General features: G+C 63.7%; 19 protein-coding genes and 1 tRNA gene. 10 read left to right on the forward strand and 10 right to left on the reverse strand.

Annotated elements, in window-relative coordinates:
• Window positions 1–116: 116 nt before the first annotated feature.
• From AB5Y48_RS03395 to AB5Y48_RS03410, 4 genes are all read left to right on the forward strand, one after another.
• Window positions 117–193: transfer RNA gene (locus AB5Y48_RS03395), tRNA-Asp, on the forward strand.
• A gap of 450 nt (window positions 194–643) precedes the next feature.
• Complete coding sequence (gene tmaR / locus AB5Y48_RS03400) at window positions 644–961, forward strand: PTS system regulator TmaR (RefSeq protein ID WP_050667799.1); 318 nt, start codon at window positions 644–646, stop codon at window positions 959–961.
• A gap of 192 nt (window positions 962–1153) precedes the next feature.
• Window positions 1154–4237 (forward strand): transglycosylase domain-containing protein, encoded by a 3084-nt coding sequence (locus AB5Y48_RS03405; RefSeq protein WP_368163770.1) that lies wholly within the window; start codon window positions 1154–1156, stop codon window positions 4235–4237.
• Between the two features lie 41 nt (window positions 4238–4278).
• Window positions 4279–4767, forward strand: a complete 489-nt coding sequence (locus tag AB5Y48_RS03410) for a methylated-DNA--[protein]-cysteine S-methyltransferase (RefSeq protein WP_050667798.1) — start codon at window positions 4279–4281, stop codon at window positions 4765–4767.
• Between the two features lie 189 nt (window positions 4768–4956).
• Here the strand turns inward: AB5Y48_RS03410 and AB5Y48_RS03415 are convergent, their stop codons facing one another.
• From AB5Y48_RS03415 to AB5Y48_RS03445, 7 genes are all read right to left on the reverse strand, one after another.
• Window positions 4957–6156 (reverse strand): NupC/NupG family nucleoside CNT transporter, encoded by a 1200-nt coding sequence (locus tag AB5Y48_RS03415; protein WP_050667797.1) that lies wholly within the window; start codon window positions 6154–6156, stop codon window positions 4957–4959.
• Window positions 6157–6326: 170 nt separating this feature from the next.
• A complete protein-coding gene (locus AB5Y48_RS03420; protein ID WP_050667796.1) occupies window positions 6327–7280 on the reverse strand; it encodes a LysR family transcriptional regulator in 954 nt (317 codons plus the stop codon).
• A 60-nt stretch (window positions 7281–7340) separates the two neighbouring features.
• Entirely contained in the window at window positions 7341–7868 is a 528-nt protein-coding gene (locus tag AB5Y48_RS03425) for a glutathione peroxidase (RefSeq protein WP_060583833.1), read from the reverse strand.
• 27 nt (window positions 7869–7895) lie between these two features.
• Window positions 7896–8465, reverse strand: a complete 570-nt coding sequence (locus AB5Y48_RS03430; RefSeq protein WP_050667794.1) for an NnrU family protein — start codon at window positions 8463–8465, stop codon at window positions 7896–7898.
• Window positions 8466–8565: 100 nt separating this feature from the next.
• On the reverse strand, window positions 8566–9702 hold the full coding sequence (locus AB5Y48_RS03435; RefSeq protein ID WP_368163754.1) for a glycerate kinase: 1137 nt from the start codon (window positions 9700–9702) through the stop codon (window positions 8566–8568).
• An 11-nt stretch (window positions 9703–9713) separates the two neighbouring features.
• Window positions 9714–10976, reverse strand: a complete 1263-nt coding sequence (locus AB5Y48_RS03440; protein ID WP_050667792.1) for a GntP family permease — start codon at window positions 10974–10976, stop codon at window positions 9714–9716.
• A gap of 117 nt (window positions 10977–11093) precedes the next feature.
• The gene (locus AB5Y48_RS03445) at window positions 11094–12209 is read right to left on the reverse strand and encodes a sugar diacid recognition domain-containing protein (protein WP_368163755.1); all 1116 of its coding nucleotides are present in this window, start codon (window positions 12207–12209) and stop codon (window positions 11094–11096) included.
• 91 nt (window positions 12210–12300) lie between these two features.
• Here AB5Y48_RS03445 and AB5Y48_RS03450 point away from each other — a divergent pair, with 91 nt between their 5' ends.
• The gene (locus AB5Y48_RS03450) at window positions 12301–12672 is read left to right on the forward strand and encodes a YacL family protein (protein WP_005354391.1); all 372 of its coding nucleotides are present in this window, start codon (window positions 12301–12303) and stop codon (window positions 12670–12672) included.
• A gap of 30 nt (window positions 12673–12702) precedes the next feature.
• The gene (locus AB5Y48_RS03455; protein WP_050667790.1) at window positions 12703–12954 is read left to right on the forward strand and encodes a hypothetical protein; all 252 of its coding nucleotides are present in this window, start codon (window positions 12703–12705) and stop codon (window positions 12952–12954) included.
• Window positions 12955–13005: 51 nt separating this feature from the next.
• Here AB5Y48_RS03455 and AB5Y48_RS03460 read toward each other — a convergent pair whose 3' ends face one another.
• Together AB5Y48_RS03460 and AB5Y48_RS03465 are read right to left on the reverse strand one after the other, a co-directional pair.
• On the reverse strand, window positions 13006–14076 hold the full coding sequence (locus AB5Y48_RS03460) for a hypothetical protein (protein WP_224162304.1): 1071 nt from the start codon (window positions 14074–14076) through the stop codon (window positions 13006–13008).
• A gap of 103 nt (window positions 14077–14179) precedes the next feature.
• Window positions 14180–14512 (reverse strand): cupin domain-containing protein, encoded by a 333-nt coding sequence (locus AB5Y48_RS03465; RefSeq protein ID WP_136612770.1) that lies wholly within the window; start codon window positions 14510–14512, stop codon window positions 14180–14182.
• Between the two features lie 202 nt (window positions 14513–14714).
• On the opposite strand from AB5Y48_RS03465, the gene AB5Y48_RS03470 reads away from it, so the two are divergent.
• The 4 genes from AB5Y48_RS03470 (at window position 14715) to dhaM (ending at window position 18729) form a co-directional block, all read left to right on the forward strand.
• Window positions 14715–16073 (forward strand): NCS2 family permease, encoded by a 1359-nt coding sequence (locus tag AB5Y48_RS03470; RefSeq protein ID WP_060583846.1) that lies wholly within the window; start codon window positions 14715–14717, stop codon window positions 16071–16073.
• 215 nt (window positions 16074–16288) lie between these two features.
• Window positions 16289–17359, forward strand: a complete 1071-nt coding sequence (dhaK, locus tag AB5Y48_RS03475; RefSeq protein ID WP_050667786.1) for a dihydroxyacetone kinase subunit DhaK — start codon at window positions 16289–16291, stop codon at window positions 17357–17359.
• A gap of 9 nt (window positions 17360–17368) precedes the next feature.
• Window positions 17369–18004 (forward strand): dihydroxyacetone kinase subunit DhaL, encoded by a 636-nt coding sequence (gene dhaL, locus AB5Y48_RS03480; protein WP_368163756.1) that lies wholly within the window; start codon window positions 17369–17371, stop codon window positions 18002–18004.
• Window positions 18001–18729, forward strand: coding sequence for a dihydroxyacetone kinase phosphoryl donor subunit DhaM (dhaM, locus tag AB5Y48_RS03485; protein ID WP_224162306.1), 729 nt, complete (start codon window positions 18001–18003; stop codon window positions 18727–18729). The genes dhaL and dhaM overlap by 4 nt, the downstream gene beginning before the upstream one ends.
• Here dhaM and dhaR read toward each other — a convergent pair.
• A complete protein-coding gene (dhaR, locus tag AB5Y48_RS03490) occupies window positions 18693–20570 on the reverse strand; it encodes a dihydroxyacetone kinase operon transcriptional regulator DhaR (RefSeq protein ID WP_368163757.1) in 1878 nt (625 codons plus the stop codon). The genes dhaM and dhaR overlap by 37 nt on opposite strands.
• Window positions 20571–20629: the final 59 nt, after the last annotated feature.

Here is a 20629-nt window from a genome sequence, read left to right on the forward strand (position 1 = left end):
TGTTTCCATGCCGAACACAGAAGTGAAACGCCGTAGCGCCGATGGTAGTGTGGCAGATGCCATGCGAGAGTAGGACACTGCCAGGCACCCAATTTAGCAATATGCTAACCGAATGCGGAGCGGTAGTTCAGTCGGTTAGAATACCGGCCTGTCACGCCGGGGGTCGCGGGTTCGAGTCCCGTCCGCTCCGCCACTAAATTTGAAGGCCTTCCCAAACGGGAAGGCCTTTTTGCTTTCTGGCGAATGCGGACAGGAATAAGGAAACAAGGGACAACAGACAGGGCTGCGACTTGCCACTGGCAACTCGGTCCCTGTCTGTTGTCCTTTGTGCTTGAGCCGGACTGCTGAAGGAGGTCGGGCTGCGCCCTCCACTTCAGCCGCTGGCGCGGCTGCCGCTCCGCCACCCATTTCGAAGGCCTTCCCAAACGGGAAGGCCTTTTTGCGTTGGTGCATTGTTCGATACGGTGTCACTGGGTGGTTGCAGTGGTATCGCTGGCATCTGAGCGGGATCAACGAATTCGTGTTTCTTGATGGTAAAGTTCGACTCACGCTTGTTTCGTAAACTGAAGCAGGTAGAGTAATGGCATCGTCTGTGGAGGTGCTCTCCACACAACAGGTTGTGATACTTAACAGCGGTACTGATATGGAACAAGTAAACAAGTCTGCCTTCAGCGATGTCCTGGAATACGTGCGTATGTCTCGTCGCCAAAACAAGCTCAAGCGTGAGATTCAGGACAATGAGAAGAAGATCCGCGATAACCAGAAGCGTGTTCTCCTGCTGGATAACCTGAGTGACTACATCAAGCCCGGTATGAGCATTGAAGAGGTGCAGGCCATCATTGCCAATATGCGTCTCGATTATGAAGAGCGTGTCGATGACCACATCATCAAGAACGCCGAGCTCTCCAAGGAGCGCCGTGAGCTGAGTGCCAAGCTCAAGGCTATGGGTGCCCACAAGTAAGGGACTTCCTGCCTACCGAGAAAGCCGGCCTTTGAGCCGGCTTTTTGCTGCCTTTCTGGTGTGACCATTGACTCCCTTTTTGCCTTTCTCCCCAAGCCCCTGTTACCATCATTTCTGAGGATGACTTTGCGATCGGTGAGTCCTCCGTAGGATAAAAAGACTATAAATTGTGCAACCATGCTGGGGTCTCATATGGGCGCACCAAGGCAGATGGATTCGAATATAGTGGCATCAGAGGATTCTCCGGTGGTTAAGCCGCCAAAACCTCGTCGTTCTTGGTTCAAATGGCTGTTTGGGATTGTTTTTCTGTTGATTGTCGGGGCCCTGGTTGCTCTGGTGCTATTCGAGATGAAGACCTCTACCCTGCAGTCCAGAGAGATCTCTCGTTACGCCACCGGGCTGACCTATCGTGTGGAGCCGGGACCTAGCCAACAGATTTCCTTCCCGACCCAGGGGCCTTTTGACAAGCGTTTGGGCTATGTCTCGCTGCCTGAGGTACAGGAGCGCTTGCTGCAGCGGGGTTTTGAGGTCGCACATCAGGTGCGCTTCTCCGATGCGCTCTATCGCTATGCTTCTCATGGCTTCTTCGTGCCCTATACCGAGAAGGTACAGGCAGGGCTCACATTGCAAGATTGCCGGGGAGACGATGTCTACCGCTTCCGCTATCCCGGCCATTACTATGCAAATTTCAATGCAATTCCCGGCCTCGTTGTGCAGTCCCTGCTTTTTATCGAAAACAGGGAGCTTCTGAGCACTGAAGAGCCGCTGGCCAACCCCGCCGTGGACTGGCCCCGTTTCGCCAAAGCGGCTGTCTCCCAGGTAGGCAAGGCGCTGGATATGCAGGATCAGTCGGCCGGTGGCAGCACCCTGGCAACCCAGGTAGAGAAGTATCGCCACTCCCCGGACGGTTTGACCCTCTCACCCAAAGAGAAGCTGCGTCAGATGGTCTCGGCCAGTGTGCGCGCCTATCGGTTGGGGCCTGAGACCCTGGAGGCCCGCAAGTTGGTTGCCTGGGCCTATCTCAACTCGGTTCCCCTGTCGGCGGCACCTGGATACGGAGAGGTCCATGGCCTGGGAGATGGTCTGTGGGTCTGGTTTGGCGCTGATCCGGCAAGAGTCAACCTGCTACTCGATCCCATGCGCAACCAGGGCACCGACCTGGCTGCACAGGGATTGGCCCTGCGTCAGGTGGTCTCCCTGATGATCGCTCACCGGCGACCCTCCTACTATCTGGCCCAGGGGCGGGAGGACCTGGCTGCGCTGACAGATAGCTATCTGCGCCTCTTCGTCCAGGAGGGCATGATTGACCCCCCCTTGATGGAGGCGGCTCTCAAGGCTCCCCTCGCGTTTCGAAACTTTGCCAAGGATCCCGCCTCGCTCAAGGTCGAGAGTAACAAGGGGTTGCAGGTGGCTCGCTCCCGCCTGAGCCGGCAGTTGGGGGTTCAGCTCTACGATCTTGACCGAATGGATCTCAACGCCGATACCAGCCTCAACTTTCAGCTTCAGGATCAGGTGACCGCCTATCTGCACAAGCTGGCCGATCCCACCTTTGCCGCCGAGGTCGGACTCTTCGGAGAGCGCCTGCTCTCGCCCGAGAAGACGGGAGATGTGAGCTATAGCTTCACCCTGTTTGAGAGGACGCCCGGGGGCTTTCAGGTGAGGGTGCAGACAGACAACACAGACCAGCCTTTTGACATCAATGAGATGAGTAAACTGGAGCTGGGCTCCACCGCCAAGTTGCGGGTATTGACCACCTATCTGGAGATAGTCGCCGAGCTTCATGAGCGATATGGAGACATGCCGGTAGACTCCCTGCGAAAGATAGAGGCACAGGATAACCTCAGCCGCTGGGCCATCGGTTGGCTCATCACTAACAAGGAGCGCAATCTTCCGGTCATGCTGGAGGCCGCCCTCGATCGCACCTATTCCGCCAGTCCCTATGAGGGGTTCTTCACCGGTGGCGGCATGCATACCTTCAACAACTTCCGCAGGGAGGATAATGCCCGCATGCCCAGCATGCGCGACGCCTTGCGGGAGTCGATCAACCTGCCGTTTGTGAGGCTGCTTAGAGATATCGAACGCTATACCCTCTACAAGGAGGGAAACCGGGCGCTGCTGCTCAAGGACGACAGGGACCCGCGCCGTACCGAGTATCTGGTGCGTTTCGCCGATAAAGAGGGGCAGACTTATCTGCTGCGTTTCTGGCGCAAGTATCAGGGCAAGAGTGCCGAGGAGCGGCTCGATACCTTCCTCGACGGTCTCAAACCCGGCGCCTCTCGGCTCGCGGCCGTGCACCGTTATCTCTTCCCCAATGCGTCGCTGGATGAGTTCCGGACCTTCCTCGACGCACGCCTGCCCAAGGCGATGCGCAGCGCGGTGACGGAGAGACGGATCGCACAGCTCTATGAGGCTTATGGTCCCGGCAAGTATTCCTTACCGGATCAAGGCTATATCGCCCGGGTCCACCCTCTGGAGCTTTGGCTGCTCAGCTATCTGCGCGATTTCGACAAGGCCACCTTCTCCGATGCGGTTCAGGCGAGCCGGGATGAGCGCCAGGAGGTCTATGGCTGGTTGTTCAAGACCCGCCATCGCAGTGCCCGTGACAGTCGTATTCGTACCATGCTGGAGGTGGAGGCCTTCCTGGATATCCATCAGCGTTGGCAGCGCCTGGGTTACCCCTTCGATCATCTGGTTCCGTCGCTCGCCACCGCGCTCGGGAGTTCCGGTGACCGACCCGCAGCCCTGGCCGAGTTGATGGGGATCATCATGAACGATGGGGTACGCCTGCCGACCTTGCGCATCGATCGTCTCGAGTTCGCCAAAGGTACACCGTTTGAAACCGAGTTTATGCCCAAGCAGGCGGCAGGGGTTCGAGTCTTGCCGAGCGAAGTCGCTACCGCCCTGCGCGGGGCCCTCTCCCAGGTCGTTGAGGCGGGAACGGCGCGGCGCATTGCCGGCGCCTTCAAGCTGGCCGACGGGACTCCTCTCGTCATGGGGGGGAAGACAGGGACTGGCGACAACCGAATCGAGACGGTTGGCCGCGGTGGTGGGGTGATCAGCTCCCTGGCTCGTAACCGGACTGCAACCTTCGTCTTCTATTTGGGCCCCGACCACTTTGGTACCCTCACCGCCTTCGTACCGGGCAGCCAGTCGGACAAGTTCCGCTTCACTTCGGCTCTGCCGGTTCAGGTGCTCAAGGGGATGGCGCCGATCCTGACCCCATATCTGGAGCCCGGAGCCCACACCCAGTGCAAGGCACCACAACCCCAGTCATGACCCCGGGGGCCGTGAGGCCCCCGCTCTTTTGAGGTGATCCCGTGTATTACGCCTTTTGCCAGACGAGTCTCGGCCCCTTGTTGGTCGCCATCGATCGGGATGGTCTGCGTCACGTAGAGTTTTGTGACGGCGAACGGCCCCAGCCCGTACTGCCGGAGTGGCGCCACGATGAGGCGGCACTGCGCCCCTATCTGACCCAGTTCGACGACTACTTCGCGGGCCGGCTGACCCATTTCGATCTGCCTCTGGCGGCTCGCGGCACTGCGTTTCAGATGGCTGTGTGGGCCGCCCTGCGGGAGATTCCCTTTGGCCACACGGTAAGCTATCGCGATATTGCCAACGCCATCGGTAATCCCGGAGCGGTGCGAGCCGTAGGGGCGGCCAACGGACGCAACCCTCTTGGCATAGTGGTGCCCTGTCATCGGGTGATCGGAAGTGGCGGGAGTCTTACCGGTTACGCAGGAGGATTGCCAATCAAGGCCTGGTTGCTGGCCCACGAGCAAAGTGTTGCAAAGATGAACGGTGGATGAAGTGACGACTCATATCTGCTTCAGAGAGGCAGGGGTAAGGTGTCTCTACACTCCGAGCCCATGGTGGTGATGAGTGGCACCCATGTGACGCTTCCAATCTGTGATTTTCCCCTGCGCCTCTTTGAGGCGCTTTTTTTGCCTCAAAAAAAGCCCGCCGGATGGCGGGCTGAAAATGACAAGGTGCAGTTGTCATGAGAGGGTCAAGAAGAGGCCGGCCAGGCAGGCACTCATCAGGTTGGCCAGCACGCCGGCCAGGATGGCGCGCATGCCGAAGCGGGCAATGAAGGCTTTGCGTTCCGGCACCATGGAGCCGAGGCCGCCGATGAGGATCGCCATGGAGGAGATGTTGGCAAACCCGCACAGGGCGAAGGTGACGATGGCCTTGCTGCCTTCGCTCAGGGTCTGATCCTGTACCAGGGCGATGAAGGCGACGAACTCGTTGACCACTATCTTGGTGCCGATGAGGGCGCCGGCCGCCTGGGCCTCTTGCCAGGGGATGCCGATCAGCCAGGAGACGGGGGCGAACAACCAGCCCAGAATGATCTGGAAGCTCAGATCCAACCCCACCAGGCCACCGGCCCAGCCGAGCAGGCCGTTAAACAGAGCGATCACACCGACGAAGGCGAGCAGGGTGGCCCCAACGGCCACGGCGATGTTAAGACCGGACATGGCGCCATCAGCCGCAGCCTCGATGACGTTGGTGGCGCGCGGTATCTCCACATCGTCGTGGTACTCGGCTTCATTCGCGGCGGGCGGGACCAGGATCTTGGCCATGGCCAACCCGGCCGGGGCCGACATGAAGGCGGCGGCGATCAGAAACTTAAGCTCTACCCCTATACTGGCGTAGCCAACCAGGGTGCCACCTGCGACCGAAGCGAGACCGCAGCTCATCACGGCGAAGAACTGGGAGTCGGACATCCGCGACAGGTAAGGCTTGACCACCAGAGGAGCCTCGACCATGCCGACGAAAATGTTGGCGGTGGCCGAGAGACTCTCGGCTCGGCCGGTACCGAGCAACTTCTGCAGGGCGCCACCGAGCAGGGCGATGACTCGCGGCATCAGACCGATGTGGTAGAGGATGGCGATCAGGGCCGAGAAGAAGATGATGATCGGCAGCACGTTGAAGGCGAAGATGAAGCCGAGCTTGAACTTGGCCAGATCCCCAAACAGGAAGGCGATTCCCTCCTGACCGTAGTCGATAACGGCGCTGACGCTCTGGCTCACGCCATTGAGTGCGCTCTGACCGGCCGGTAGCCACAGCACCAGGGCGGCGAACAGCAGTTGCAGCAGCAGGGCGAGGGAGACGGTGCGCAGGGGAATGGCGCGACGGTCGGTGGAACAGAGGGTGGCAAGGGCCAGAATGGCCAGCATGCCGAGCAGGGCAATCATGGTGACTCCGGGTGGCAGAAACGGGATGGGCGCGGATTCTGCGCCTGCCGCCGTCACCGTGCAACCCGGGCTTGTTGCTTCCCTGTTATCGTATGGCGAAAATCGTTTTCCACCTCTCTAAGTTGCTGATTCTATTTATACTCGTTTCGTTTGTTTCTCCATGAGAACAATTATTCCCTGTTCACGGACAATCGACCCAGCCAGGGTTTCAGCCGCTCTTCCCAGTGGGGGGGCTGGCCAAAGATCTCTTTGAGAAAGGCGATGAAGTGGCGCACCTTGGGAGGCAGGTGTTCACGCCGGGCATAAACGGCGTGTACCGCCATCTTCTGGCTGGGTTCCCATTCGGGAAAGAGCGAAATGAGGCGTCCCTGGCGCAGCTCGTCCTCCAGCAAATAGTTGGCCACATAGGCGATGCCGAGGCCGGCCAGGGCGGCATCACGGACCGCCTCGGCCAGATCCACCCGATAGTTGCCACTCACCTGCACCGCCAGTCGCTCCCGGCCACGGCGAAACTGCCACTGATCGTAGCGGCGTTCACGACTCTGGTAGGTGATGCAGTTATGGTGCTGGAGATCCTGGGGGGTGAGGGGAGTGCCGTGTTGCAGCAAGTAGTCCGGCGACGCCACAGCCACGAAACCGAGATCGGCCAGCCGTTGGCCGACCAATCCCTCCGGTTTGTCCTCAACCGTGGTAACCCAGAGATCCAGCCCCTCATCCACCAGGTTGCTGCGCCGATCGAACAGGGAGACTTCGAGCTCGAGTTCCGGGTAGCGGCGCTGAAACTCCTGCAGGTGTGGTACGACGTGGAGCCGTCCAAACGACTGGCCGAGTCCCAGATGCAGCACGCCGCTCACCCTTCCCTGACGTTCGGCCACCATGGAATCGGCCTCCTGAGCCTGGATCACCAGGGCGCGGCAGTGACGTGCGTAGGCCTCGCCAAGCTCGGTCAGGGCGATCCGGCGGGTGGTGCGTTGTACCAACTGGGCTCCCAGACTCGCCTCAAGCTGGGCCAGCTGTTTGCTGATGTAGGACTTGGAGACGCCAAGGCGGCGTGCGGCGGCGGAGAAACCCTGCTCGCGGACCAGGGTGTCGAGGATCAGCATCTGGGGCAGCCGTTGCAGCATCACAGTTTCCCATTGTGGACAAAAGCCCATTATGGCAAACCGGGCCGTCTCTTGGCAGGGTTACTGGCTGAGGGCCTGCTCGATCTGGCGCAGCAGCGGGTTGCGATCCGGCGTCTGACCGGCCCCGTAACGGGCGATCAGCTTGCCGTCGCGCCCCAGCAGGTACTTGTTGAAGTTCCAGTCGGGGGCTCTGGAGTAGGCGGCCAGCGCCTTGAACAGGGCATTGGCCTCGGCGCCGCGCACATGGCTGAAGTTAAACATGGGGAAGGTGACCCCGTAGTCACGGCGGCAGACACCGGCCGCTTTCTCCTCGCTGCCATCCTCCTGGCGAAAATCGTTGGAGGGGAAGCCCAGTACCACCAGCCCTCTCTGGGCATACTGCCGGTGCAGGCGCTCGAGGCTGGCAAACTGCCTGGTATAGCCGCAGTAAGAGGCGGTGTTGACCACCAGTACCACCTTGCCCTCGGTCAGCTGGCAAAGATGATGGCGGGTGGTGGTGGCGAGTTCACGCAGCTCCAGATTCAGGTAATCGGGACAGGCCTGAGCCGTGGTCGCGGCCAGCAAGGCCGCACTCAGCAGGATTTTCATCACACGCTCCTTGTGGCAGTGGGGCGCCTAGCGCGCAAGCAAAGGGATGCCGGTTAGCCACTGGTGACCACCCAGTAGCAGGAGTGCCAGCAGGGCGATGGTCGCCACCAGGCTGGCGAGATCGGCGCGCCAGTCAGCCTGTGAAACCGTGCTTCGCCAGCCGTCGCGACGAATGATGAGCAACAGGTTGAGAAGGGCCCAGAGAGTGAGGGAGCCAAAGAGCAGCAGGGAGCGTCCTTCCTGGTTCACCAGCAGGTGGGCCAGCGCCCAGAGTAGAAAGCCGAGCAGTTGCGGGTGGCGCAGCCATTTGCGCACATGGTTGGGGCCGAGAGAGCAGCAGACGAGCCAGACCCCGAGCGGTAGCATGCCCATGGCCACGGGCAGCCCCCAGGCCGGGGGTGCATAGAGGGGGTCAGGCTGGATGGTGCGCCAACCGGCGAAGATCAGGCCGAAGGCAACCAGGACACCGAGGGAGAAGAGCCCCTTGTAGCGTTGCTCGCCGAGACGAGTCAGCAGATGGGCGCGATGCCCCGGGCTGAGGGCGGGATAGAGGTGGAGCAGGGCAAACAGCAGCAGCCCCAGGGTGAGCGGCAGCATGAGGACCTCCTTGGCAATGTGCTCACCCCATGATGCCCCAAGCCACAGTTCAAAGGCAGCGGCAGGCGTAAAAAAGCCGGCCTGTTGGCCGGCGTTGGCGTTAGCGACTGCCGAGGCGCCACAGGGCCGCCACATTGCGGGCCGTCAGCGTTATGTTGCAACGGGCGGTGGCGAGGGCCTCCGGCAGGGCCATGGCCCGGTTGACCACGGCAAACACGGCATCCAGCCCGTGCTCATGTACCACGCCACAGTTATCGGTGAGGCAACCTGAGATACCGATCACCGGTTTGCCAAACTGCTTGGCGCAGCGGGCGACGCCGATGGGGGTCTTGCCGTGAATGGTCTGGCTGTCGATGCGCCCCTCACCGGTGATCACCAGGTCCGCATCGGCCACGGCCTCGGCCAGCCCCAGCGCCTCGATGACGATACCGACACCGGGCTTGAGCTCGGCCCCGAGCAGGCCGAGCAGGGCGGCTCCCATGCCACCGGCGGCGCCGGCCCCTGCACTCTCCTTGACCTGCTTGCCAAGTGCCTGCTCGATACAGGCGGCATAGTGGGCCAGGTTGGCGTCGAGCCGGGCCACCATGGCGGGGGTCGCCCCCTTCTGGGAGCCAAAGACGGCGGAGGCACCCTGGGGGCCGCACAGGGGATTGTCCACGTCGCAGGCCACTTCGATGTGCAGCTTGCCCAGACGGGGATCCAGAGTGCTCAGATCGATCCTCTCCAGTTGGTCTAGAGCGCCGCCCCCGGGAGGCAGGGCCTGCCCCTCCTTGTCCAGCAGACGGGCGCCAAGGGCCTGCATCATGCCGGCACCGCCGTCGTTGGTGGCGCTGCCACCGATACCGAGGATCAGGTGCTCGACCCCCAGGTCGAGGGCGGTCAGGATCAGTTCGCCGGTACCGACGCTGGTGGTGAGCAGGGGGTTGCGCCGCTCGGGGGGCACCAGGTGCAGGCCCGAGGCGGCGGCCATCTCGATGACGGCGCGCTTGCCGTCGCCGAGCAGGCCGAGGAAGCCCTCGACCCGGTTGCCGAGGGGAGCGGTGACCTCGACCGGCACGATGCGCCCGCCGGTGGCATCCACCAGGGACTGCACAGTCCCCTCACCGCCGTCGGCCATGGGCAACTTGAGATAGGTGGCGTCCGGCAGCACCTGGCGAAAGCCTGCCTCGATGGCGTCGGCCACTTCCATGGCGCTCAGGCTCTCCTTGAAGGAGTCGGGGGCGATGACGATTTTCATGAAGTTTCTCCTCAGGCGAGACCGAACACGCCGAACATCAGGGTAGAGACGAATGCGATGGTGAGACCGACGGCGGTCTCGTAGGGGATCAGCTTGAGCCGCTCCCCGACCCCCATGTGGACGCTGCCACCGGTGGCGTGGAAGAAAGATCCGTGGGGCATGTGATCAAACACGGTGGCGCCGGCGTGGATCATGGCGGCCCCGGCCAGGGCGCTGACCCCCAGTTCCAGCAGGGTGTGGCTGAAGACGCTGGAGGCGACCACGGTGCCGGCGGTGGTGGAGGCGGTAGCCAGTGACATCAGGGCTCCCGAGACCGGCGCCAGCAGGTAGGAGGGGAGGCCCGAGGCGGTCAGGCCGGCGATCATCACATCCTTGAGGCCGGAGTTGGCGATGATGCCCGCCAGGGTGCCGGTACCGAGCAGCATGATGGCGACCGGCGCCATACGTGACAGACCGGAGACGGCGTACTGGTTCAGGTTGCCGAACTTGCCCATCATCAGGGCACCCACCAGGCCGCCGAGCGGCAGGGCGATAAGGGGATCGATGACGATGCCGGCCACCGGGCGCAGGGCCAGCAGCAGGATGGCGACCAGGGGTGCACTGATGGCGGCGGCAAAGCGCGGCAGGGCGCTTTCGTCCACCACGACCACCTCCTTGGCGTCCACCTTGCTGCCGCGGTTGTTGAGGCGCTTGGCCAGCCAGTAGGCCATGGCGAGGCCAAACAGGCCCGGAATGATGCCGGCGGCCATCACAGAGGTGAGGGGCAGGTGGAAGGTATCAGCCGCCGCGATGGCGTTGGGGTTGGGAGACATGACATTGCCCGCCTTGCCACCGCCGATCATGGCCAGCAGGATGGCCGGCTTGGAGAGGTCGGCACGGCGGGCGATGGCCAGGGCGATGGGGGCGACCGTGATGACCGCCACGTCGACGAAGACGCCGACCGCGGTCAGGATCAGGGTGGCCAGTGCCAGCGCGAGCAGGGCGCGGGTCTCACCGAGCTTGCGTACTATGGTCTCGGCGATGGTGGTGGCGGCACCCGACTCGATCAGCACGCCGGCCAGTACGCCGGCGGCCAGGATGCGCATCACTGCGGTGGTGATCCCCTGGGCGCCGCCGATCATCAGGGCGACGGTCTGGGTCAAGTCCGCACCGCCGATGAGACCGCCGGCGAGGGCGCCGACGATCATGCCATAGGCGGGCGGCACCTTCTTGAGGATGAGGGCGATGGCAATGACGAGGGCGGCGAGGGCCCCCAGTGCTGTGATGGGTGTCATGTCGGGTACCGGTTGTTGGAATAGTGGCCGCATTATGGCGGCTTCCATGCCGGTGTCTTTGTTCAACCCGCTAAATGTGATGCACCAGAAATGGTCGATTTTGTATTTTCAAACAAATTATCGTGCCAGGGTCAGGGCCAGGTAGAGCAGCAGCTTTTCTTCCAACACATTGATATTCAAGCCTGTTATCTGCTCTATCCGGGTGAGTCGGTAGCGCAGTGTGTTGGGGTGGATGAAGAGGGCGGCGGCGGCCCGATGCAGATCACAATTCTCGCCGAAATAGTGTTCGAGACTCTTGCGCAGGGTTCCCTTGGAATCTTCATCGGCGAGCCGCTGGAGCGGGATGGTGAGACGGCTCCCTTGCCAGGAGTCAGCCAGGGTGCCAAGCAGTACCGGCAGCTTGTAGTCCTCGAAGAAGTAGACCTGGCGTCGTGGTGCCTGACGGCTGCCACGCAGCAGGGTCTCGCGGGCGGTACGCCAGGAGAGGGCGAGCCCCTCAACCCCGGGAAAGTGATCACCTATCCCGATGCGTACCCGAAAACCGGCGATGCGTCCCAACAGCTCCTTGACCCGTTCCCGCTCCCCTTCGGTCTGCCATCCCTGCTCGCCGAGCCGGATGGGTTTGAGCACCGCAATCTCGTCGAGGCCGTGGATGGCAACCAGGTTGTCACGCTCCGGGTTCTCCAGCAGATGGACCAGCTCGCGCAAGCGGGTCGGATCCGCCTGCTCGAGGCGGATCACTGCTGCGACCCTGGGTTGGCTTAGATCGATGCCGAGCAGGCGTGCCGACTGCGCCAATTGGGCCGGCTTGCCGTCACCGCGAACCAGCTGCAGCACCAGCTCCTCCTTGTGGCGGCGATCCCACAGCAGTTGCTCGGAGAGGGCGGCCTGTTCGAGGATCAACTCGGCCGTCATCTGAACCAGGGCGGCGAAGGCGCGCACCTGCTCCGGCGCCCCCGAGATGCCGATGACGCCGATCAACTCCTCCTGGAAGGCGATGGGGAGGTTGATACCGGGACGTACCCCTTTGAGGCTCAGGGCCGTGGCGTCGTCGATCTCCACCACACGGTTTTCGGTAAGCGCCAGGATGGCCCCCTCATGGCGTTGATGGAGGCGGCTCGGGTCGCCCGAGGCGATGATGTGGCCGTGCCTGTCCATCACGTTGACCGAGTAGGGGAGGATCCTCATGGCCCGCGCGACTATCTGGCGCGCTATGTTATCGTCCAGTTCCATGCTGCTTCCGGCGTGATTGGGTCGGTCGGGCTGTTGCTGGCGAGCCCGGGCCGTTAGAATAGGGCCCACTTTACCCCAGTTGGACCCCACGATGGATTATGAATTTCGGCGTGATGGCTTCGGCGGCTATCGTGCCCGCTTCTCCATGGGCCACGAGGCCATCGGCCAGTGGCTGATCGACGAGGTGGGCAAGGACGAGGCCGTGCTCGACGAGTTGTTCGCCGTCATCGACCGCCTCTCGGCCCGCCAGCAGGAGGAGTTCCGCCGTCCCGGGCGTGACTACTCCCTGACCCTGACCCAGGAGGAGGCCGAGGTCAAAGCCAACGTGCTCAACATCAGCCTGGACGAGGATCTCGACGATCTCGCCTACTATGACGATGAACAGCTGGCCCTGTGCGGCCTCGAGGATTTCGCCGCCGTGCTGACCTCCTGGCGCGCCTTTATTCGCAACGAGGACTGGTAAGTCCCGCTCACACAACAGGTTTGAACCACTATGTCTGATTTCGACACCAACAAGGCCGAGAAGGCCAAGAAGAAGGGCTCCCCGCTCACCATGCAGCTGAACCTGGGTCCGAAGGATGCCAGCCGCCTGCACGCCCTGCACCTGGACGCCACCATCACCTTTGACGACATGAGCATTCCCAAGGGGGTGCTGATCAAGGCGGCCCTGATCGCCCTCGAAGAGATGGAGCCGGGCAAGCGTGCCGACATCGTCGCCCGCGTGATCGCCGAATCGGGCCGTTAAGCCCGTCCGGTGCAGAGTGAGCCCCGCCTTGGCGGGGCTTTTTGTTGCCGGTCAGGCCAGCTGGCAGGCTTCCACCTGGCGGCGCAGAGTGTGGTAGCGCTCGCCCAGTGCGGCCCGCCCGAGCCCCGCATCGGCGGGCATCAGATGCCCCTGCAGCAGGTTGAAGTCTCGCTCCAGATGCTGCACCAGCCAGTCGACACGCTGCAGGGTGAGGGGCGTCGCGCTCTGGCCGCTGAGATCGTCCAGCACGTCGAGCAGGTGGCTGCGATACATGTCCCGCAGCCAGTGGGCCCAGAGGGCCTCTGGGCCGCTCAGGGCTTCCCGCCAGCGGGCGATGAGCCCCTCCAGTCGGGTCAGCACCGGGAGTGAGGCCCCCCGTCGGCGCAGGCTGGCCAGCTCCCATCGTGCCCACTCGAGGCAGAGTTCACGCCACAGGTGGAACTGGGGCAGGGGATCGTCCAGCCCGAGCCAGATCCCAGACAGGGCGCGGGTCTCGAGCCGCTCAGGGACATGGAAATCGGGATCGCTCAGGCCGTTGGAGTTGAACTCGTGGAGGGGGTCGAAGGGCCACATGTAGCCAAAGTCGAACAGGCGGATCTGGTGGCCGTCGTCGAGCAAGTTGCCCGGGCTCGGGTCCCAGTCGAAGAATCCCCAGTGTGCCAACTCACCCTCGGCATTGAGCATCTGCTGCAACACGCGCTCATTGATGCGCGACAGGGGTTTGCCCGGCAACCAGGGAGAGAGCAACAGGCCGTGCTGCAGAGAGCCGAAACGGGTGCTGACGACCTGGGGCAGCAGGTCGGGGTGGAGCTCACGCAGGCTCTCAATCTCCTGGCGTCGCTGCAGCTCGGTCAGGAAGGCGGTCGTGCCGTCCGGATTGGCGACGCGGGAGACGGGACGCGCCCGTTTCAGGCACCACTGCTCACCGGACAGCTCAAGATGCAGTACCTCGGCGGTGAGTCCGCTGTCGCACCGCTGGATCACCGCGGGGTGATCGGCACCGATCCGTCCCAGCTCGGCCAGGGGCAGGGGGCAGCGCTGCTCGTTACCGATGCGGATCTCTTCCCCCGATGCCAGCAGTGCGGTCAGATGTTGCTGACGGGCGGTGATTTTGGGGTTCATAGGGATCTCCTTGTCGCCTCTGTTGACAGGTTAATCAATTCGCTTCGCTTCAACCAGACGAGGCAAGAGATGGTGACGTTTTCATCACATAACCGTGTCGCTCTCAGTAGAAGATGGCGAGCCAGATGGTGGTGCGATCCGGCGCCGTGGACTCCACCCGGTGGCGCTGATGGGCTGGCAGATTGAGGTAGTCGCCGGGGCCGAGGCGCAGCAGCCGGGCTTCGCCACTTTGGGGATCCTCGATGCTCAGCACCGCCTCTCCCTCCACCAGCAATACCCACTCGTGCTCGTTTTGATCGTACCACTCTCCCTGGGGGGTGCTCTGCCCCCGTGACAGGATACGCTCGATGCGCAGGCGATCGGTGCTGAGGATGTCTTCAAACAGCTCGCAGGGCAGGGAGTCGGGGAGCATCTTGAGCAGGTTGCCGATATGCATGATCTGACCTCCATGGCGGACTGGTTTCAGTATAGATAAGCGAGGAGTGGGAACCGTTGGCTCAGATCGACTCCAAATTGATGCAAGTTCGGCAAAAGACAGGAAAACGTTTGACGAATTCGCTGCATTTCCCCCTGTTTCCTGCTATTTTGCGCGCCCATCAGACAAACGATTTCCTTCACACTTTTGCGAGATCAAGGCAATGGCAGAGCAACACGCAGTCGCTTCGACGGAACGGGGCGGATTTTTGGACACATATTTCTCGATTCATGAGCGGGGCAGCTCGGTGCGCCAGGAGCTGGTCGCCGGTCTCACCACCTTCCTCGCCATGGTCTACAGCATCATAGTGGTGCCCAATATGCTGGGAGCCGCCGGCTTCGAGCAGGGGCCCGTATTTGTGGCCACCTGCCTCATCGCCGCCTTCGGTTCTCTGCTGATGGGGCTGTGGGCGCGCCTGCCGATGGCCATCGGCTGCGCCATCTCGTTGACCGCCTTCACCGCCTTCAGCCTGGTGCTGGGTCAGGGCATCTCGATTCCGGTGGCGCTCGGCGCCATCTTCTGGATGGGGGTGCTCTTCACCCTCATCAGCGCCACCGGTGTGCGCCAGTGGATCCTGGCCAACCTCCCCTTCGGCATCGCCCACGGTACCGGCATCGGCATCGGCCTGTTCCTGCTGCTGATCGCCACCAACAGCGTCAGCCTGGTGGTAAAGAACGAGGGGGCCGGCCTGCCGGTACAGCTCGGCGACTTCACCTCCTTCCCCGTCATCATGACCCTGCTGGGGCTGGCGGCCATCTTCGGCCTGGAGCGCCGCCGGGTACCGGGCGGGATCCTGATGGTGATCGTCGCCATCTCCCTGCTGGGGCTGGCCTTCGATCCCAAGGTGACCTGGCAGGGCTTCTTCGCCATGCCGAGCCTGACCGGTGAGCAGGGCTCCCTGGTGGGCAGCATGGACATCATGGGGGCCCTCAACGCCGCGGTGATCCCGAGCGTGCTGGCCCTGGTGATGACCGCCGTGTTTGATGCCACCGGCACCATCCGTGCCGTGGCGGGCCAGGCCGGCCTCATCAACGAGCGCGGCCACATCATCAGCGGTGGCAAGGCGCTGACCGCCGACTCGGTCAGCAGCATCGTTTCCGGCGTGGTGGGCGGGGCTCCGGCCGCCGTCTACATCGAGTCGGCCGCCGGCACCGCCGCCGGTGGCAAGACCGGTCTCACCGCCACCGTGGTCGGGGTGCTGTTCCTGCTGATGATCTTCCTCTCGCCCCTCAGCTACCTGGTACCGGCCTACGCCACCGCTCCGGCCCTGATGTACGTGGGCCTGCTGATGCTCGGCAACATCACCAAGCTGGACTTCAAGGACAGCGTCGACGCTCTCTGTGGCATGCTGTGCGCCGTCTTTATCGTACTGACCTGCAATATCGTCACCGGCATCATGATTGGCTTCGCCTCTCTGGTGGTCGGTCGTCTGGTGGCCGGTGAAGCCAAGCGGCTCAACCTGGGCACCATGCTTATCGCCGTGGCCCTGGTGGCCTTCTACGCCGGCGGTTGGGCCATCTGATCCCATGTCGAATGAACAGGGCGCCTTCGGGCGCCCTGTGTCGTTTGGGTGGCTTCACATTTTTTCTCTCTCTCCTGATGACTTGTTTCATTGTGGAACAGGCCTCCCTCTCATTGTGTTTCATTCTGAATCGGATCGGGATGAGCTTGGTTCCTTCCGATGGCCCCCTAGACTGGCCATATCACTTATGCCCGTCGGGCCAGGAGGGAGTCACGATGAAGAAGCTGATCAATGCCGTCGATGCCGTGGTACGCGAACAACTGATGGGGATGGCGGCCGCCCACCCCGAGCTGAAGGTGCGTATCGAGCCCCATTTCATCACCCGTGCCGACGCGCCTGTGGCGGGCAAGGTGGCCCTGGTGAGCGGGGGCGGCAGCGGCCACGAGCCGATGCACGGTGGCCTGGTCGGGCGAGGCATGCTCGACGGTGCCTGCCCGGGGGAGGTGTTCACCTCACCGACACCGGATCAGATGTATGAGTGTGCCCAGGCGGTCGATGGGGGCGCCGGGGTGCTGTTTCTGGTGAAGAACTACACCGGCGACGTGCTCAACTTCGAGACGGCGGTCGAGCTGCTGCACGGGGAGGGGGCCAAGGTTGGCTTTGCCCTGGTCGATGACGATGTGGCGGTGAAAGACAGCCTCTATACGGCGGGTCGGCGCGGGGTGGCGGCGACCGTGGTGATCGAGAAGCTGGTAGGGGCGGCGGCCGAGGCGGGTTATGACCTGGAGCGCTGCGAGGCCCTGGCCCGGCGTATCAACAACCAGAGTCGCAGTATCGGCGTTGCCCTGCACGCCTGTACCGTGCCGGCCGCGGGCAAGCCCTCCTTCACCCTGGCCGACGACGAGCTGGAGTTTGGGGTCGGCATCCACGGGGAGCCGGGCATCGAACGGCGCGGCTATCAGGATCTCGACACCCTGGTCGAGCAGATGTTCCTCACTCTGATCGAGAAGACCCCCTACAGCCGGACTCTGCGCCGCTGGGATCGGGAGCTCGGCAACTGGCTCGAGGAGGAGGTGACCATAGCTCCGCTGGGAGAGGGGGATCGGGTCATCGCCCTGGTCAACAGCCTCGGCGGCACCCCCCTCTCCGAGCTCTACGGGGTGTACGGCAAGCTGGCCCGTCTGTGTGACTCGGCGGGCATCCACCTGGTGCGCAACCTCATCGGCCCCTACTGCACCTCCCTCGATATGAGCGGCATCTCCATCACCCTGGTGAAGGTGGACGACGAGCTGATGGGGCTGTGGGATGCCCCGGTCCATACCCCGGCCCTGCGTCGTGGTTGCTAAGGAGGTCTCATGCTGACCAGAGAACAGATCGTGGCCTGGCTGCAGGCGTGCGCCGGCGTGTTTGAGCGGGAGCGTGACGTGTTGACCGGGCTCGATACCGATATCGGCGACGGGGATCACGGCATCAACATGCAGCGTGGCTTCGCCAAGGTGGCCGAGAAGCTGCCGAGTGTGGCCGACAAGGACATAGGCCAGATCCTCAAGACCACCGGCATGACCCTGCTCTCCTCGGTGGGCGGGGCGAGCGGGCCACTCTACGGCACCTTCTTCATTCGTGCCGCAGCCGTGGCCGATGCCCATCAGTGCCTGAGCCTGGCCGAGTTGCAGCAGATGCTGGGTGAGGGGGTCGAAGGGGTGGTGGCACGTGGTCGGGCCGAGCCCGGTGACAAGACCATGTGCGACGCCTGGTGGCCGGCGCTGGCTGCCCTCGGGCAGGCACAAGTGCGAGGCGCCGAGCTGCCCCAGGCCCTGGCCGAGGCGGTGGCCGCCGCCGAGCAGGGGGCCCGGGACACCATTCCCATGCAGGCGCGCAAGGGGCGCGCCAGCTATCTGGGTGAGCGCAGCATAGGGCATCAGGACCCGGGGGCGACCTCTACCTGTCTGCTGCTCGCCGCTCTGGCTCGCAGCGCAGGAGGTGGCGCATGATCGGCATCGTCGTGGTCTCCCACAGCGCCACCCTGGCGGCCGGCATTCAGGAGCTGGTGAGCCAGCTCGGCTCGGCGGCACGTCTCGAGTTGGCGGCCGGGGTGGACGATCCCGCTCACCCCATAGGAACCGATGCGGTCGCCGTGATGAGCGCCATCGAGGCGGCGGATGACGGGGAGGGGGTGCTGGTGTTGATGGATCTCGGCAGTGCCCTGCTCAGTGCCGAGACGGCGCTGGATCTGCTGCCCGAGGATCTCGCCGAGCGAGTCTGTCTCTGCCCGGCACCGCTGGTGGAGGGGACCCTGGCCGCCGTGGTGGCGGCCGGCGCCGGTATGGGACTGGAGGCGGTGGCCGCCGAGGCGCGAGGGGCCCTGGCACCCAAGCAGGCCATGTTGGCACACCAGGCACAGCCGCAGGTGGTTGAGTTGGCTGAGCCCGAGCCGATCGCCGACCCCTGGCAGAGCTGTGAAGTGGTGGTGGAGAATCCCCATGGGCTGCATGTGCGGCCGGCGGCGCGCCTGGTGGCGGCGCTCAAGCCTTTCAATGCCGAGCTACGCCTGTGCAAGGGGGATCAGGAGGCCAACCCGCGCAGCCTGAGCCGGCTGGCCCTGCTCGATGTAAAGCGGGGGGATACCCTCACCCTCTACGCCCGTGGTGGCGACGGGGCCCTGGCCCTGATGGCGTTTCGTCAGCTGGCGGCCGAGCGCTTCGGTGATGCCGAGTGATCCCGGTAGTGTGACATGTCTATGTCGAGGGCCTTGAGCCGGCGCCATAGGGTGGTGCGGCTGATGCCGAGCCGCTCGGCCATCTGCTGCACTCGTCCCTGACAAAGGGCCGCCGCCTCAAGCAGGGCACGGCGCTCCTGCTCGGCCAGTGTCATCAGGGAGGGGGGCTCCACGGTCTCGACCCGGGTGTGTCGCAGGGTGGATGGCAGGTGCTCCGGCTCGATAGACTCCCCTTCGGCCCTGAGCCTGGCGTGTTCGATGGCCGCGTGCAGCTCGGTCAGGTTACCGGGCCAGGGGTGGGCCAACAGCCGCTCCCGAGCCCTGGCCGAGAGGCGGCGGGGATCCCCCTGCTGTTCCAGCTGCTGGGCGATGAGGCGAGGCAGATCGGCGATGCGCTCGCGCAGGGGGGGCAGCCACAGCTCGAACCCCTGCAGGGCAAAGAGCAGCTGACGACCGAAGCCCCCTTGTTCCACCCACTCCTCGAGATCGGCAGTGCTGGTGGCGATGAGGCGACATTTCGGCAGCAGTACCCGGGGGGAGTCGAAGCGCTGCAGCCGCCCGCTCTTGAGCCAATGCAGCAGCGCCCCCTGCAGGGGCTGGGTCAGGTGCTCTATCTGTTCCAGTAGCAGGGTGCCGCCATGGGCCTCTTCTATCTTGCCGGGCCGCTCCAGCCCCTCCTCGTCACATCCCATCAGCAACTGCTCCAGGCGGGTCGCCGGGATGGCCTGGCAATCCACGGTGACCAGAGGGCCATCGGCCTGACTCCCCTCCTGATGCAGATAGGCGGCGAGCGCCCCTTTACCACTGCCGGGCTCACCGCGCAGCAGCACGGGGCCGTTGCCGTGGGCGGCCTGACGGGCCAGACGCAGGACTCGGGTCATGGATTGGGAATCGGCGACCAGGATGGGGGGCGGTTGGCGCCGAAGCCAGAGGGCTTCGAGGCGCTCGGCCGGATGAAGCAGTGCGATAAAGTGGGCCCCCAGCGGGGTTGGCACACGCTTGAGACTGAGCAGCACGGGGAGGAGCCGTCCCTCGCACTCCAGCGTCAGATCTACGTGGCTCAATGGCTCGTCCGATTCGATGGCCAGCTCCAGTCGCCTCGGCAGGCGCAGATAGAGCGCGAGAGGCTGCCCGAGCACCCGGGCCGGGTCCAATCCAAGGCGTTCGGCGGCGAGCCGGTTGAGGTAGCGGATCTTTGCCTGGTGATCCCAGGCCAGCACGCCGTCGTCCATCCCCTCCAGCAGGGCATAGAGCTCACTCAGGTGACGCTGGGACTCTTGCATCAGCCCCTCCATCTGTAGCTGGTTGGCCAGCTCTCTTCCCGCCGCGACGGCCAGCGCCAGATCCCCCGGCTGAGCCTCTTCGAGGGGGCAGTAGAGGGCCAGCATGGCCACCAGACGTCCCTGGGGATTGAAGACGGGCGCCGCCGAGCCGACCCAGCCGTGCAGGGCCTCCTTGAAGTGCTCCTTGCCACGCAGGGTCAGGGGGGTCCCCAGGTAGCCCGCCAGGTTGATGGCATTGCTGCCGAGGCGCCCCTCACTCAGGAAGGCCCCCTGCAGCAACCCGAGCTCACCGAGCGCCGCCAGGATCTCCCCATGGCCGACCCGTGCCAGCAGGCAGCCGCTCTCGTCGGTGAGCAGCAGGGCGCAGCGGCGCCCCTCCATGTACTCGTAGAGATCCTCGAGGGCCATCTCGCCGGTCACCACCAGATCCCGTTTGCGTTGCAGCATGCTCTGCAGGGTCTGGCCACGGGCCTGGTGAGGCGGTTGCCAGGGGGTGGGGGCGCTTTGCAGGCTGCAGCGCTGCCAGGAGGCGATCAGCCACTGTGGGTAGATGTTCACATCGGACTCCAGTGATGGGGTTATCCATTAGAGCAGCCTGAGCCTCCCCTGTCAGTGAC

The sequence above is a fragment of the Aeromonas sp. R6-2 genome, from assembly GCF_040908155.1.
Lineage (GTDB): Bacteria > Pseudomonadota > Gammaproteobacteria > Enterobacterales > Aeromonadaceae > Aeromonas > Aeromonas schubertii.

Bases quoted from the DNA above. Each gene is read 5' to 3' on its own strand.
- tmaR (WP_050667799.1), top strand. From the start codon at position 644: ATGGAACAAGTAAACAAGTCTGCCTTCAGCGATGTCCTGGAATACGTG.
- AB5Y48_RS03405 (WP_368163770.1), top strand. From the start codon at position 1,154: ATGGGCGCACCAAGGCAGATGGATTCGAATATAGTGGCATCAGAGGAT.
- AB5Y48_RS03415 (WP_050667797.1), bottom strand. From the start codon at position 6,156: ATGATTGCCCTGCTCGGCATGCTGGCCATTCTGGCCCTTGCCACCCTC.
- AB5Y48_RS03420 (WP_050667796.1), bottom strand. From the start codon at position 7,280: ATGCTGCAACGGCTGCCCCAGATGCTGATCCTCGACACCCTGGTCCGC.
- AB5Y48_RS03425 (WP_060583833.1), bottom strand. From the start codon at position 7,868: ATGAAAATCCTGCTGAGTGCGGCCTTGCTGGCCGCGACCACGGCTCAG.
- AB5Y48_RS03430 (WP_050667794.1), bottom strand. From the start codon at position 8,465: ATGCTGCCGCTCACCCTGGGGCTGCTGCTGTTTGCCCTGCTCCACCTC.
- AB5Y48_RS03435 (WP_368163754.1), bottom strand. From the start codon at position 9,702: ATGAAAATCGTCATCGCCCCCGACTCCTTCAAGGAGAGCCTGAGCGCC.
- AB5Y48_RS03440 (WP_050667792.1), bottom strand. From the start codon at position 10,976: ATGACACCCATCACAGCACTGGGGGCCCTCGCCGCCCTCGTCATTGCC.
- AB5Y48_RS03445 (WP_368163755.1), bottom strand. From the start codon at position 12,209: ATGGAACTGGACGATAACATAGCGCGCCAGATAGTCGCGCGGGCCATG.
- AB5Y48_RS03450 (WP_005354391.1), top strand. From the start codon at position 12,301: ATGGATTATGAATTTCGGCGTGATGGCTTCGGCGGCTATCGTGCCCGC.
- AB5Y48_RS03455 (WP_050667790.1), top strand. From the start codon at position 12,703: ATGTCTGATTTCGACACCAACAAGGCCGAGAAGGCCAAGAAGAAGGGC.
- AB5Y48_RS03460 (WP_224162304.1), bottom strand. From the start codon at position 14,076: ATGAACCCCAAAATCACCGCCCGTCAGCAACATCTGACCGCACTGCTG.
- AB5Y48_RS03465 (WP_136612770.1), bottom strand. From the start codon at position 14,512: ATGCATATCGGCAACCTGCTCAAGATGCTCCCCGACTCCCTGCCCTGC.
- AB5Y48_RS03470 (WP_060583846.1), top strand. From the start codon at position 14,715: ATGGCAGAGCAACACGCAGTCGCTTCGACGGAACGGGGCGGATTTTTG.
- dhaK (WP_050667786.1), top strand. From the start codon at position 16,289: ATGAAGAAGCTGATCAATGCCGTCGATGCCGTGGTACGCGAACAACTG.
- dhaL (WP_368163756.1), top strand. From the start codon at position 17,369: ATGCTGACCAGAGAACAGATCGTGGCCTGGCTGCAGGCGTGCGCCGGC.
- dhaM (WP_224162306.1), top strand. From the start codon at position 18,001: ATGATCGGCATCGTCGTGGTCTCCCACAGCGCCACCCTGGCGGCCGGC.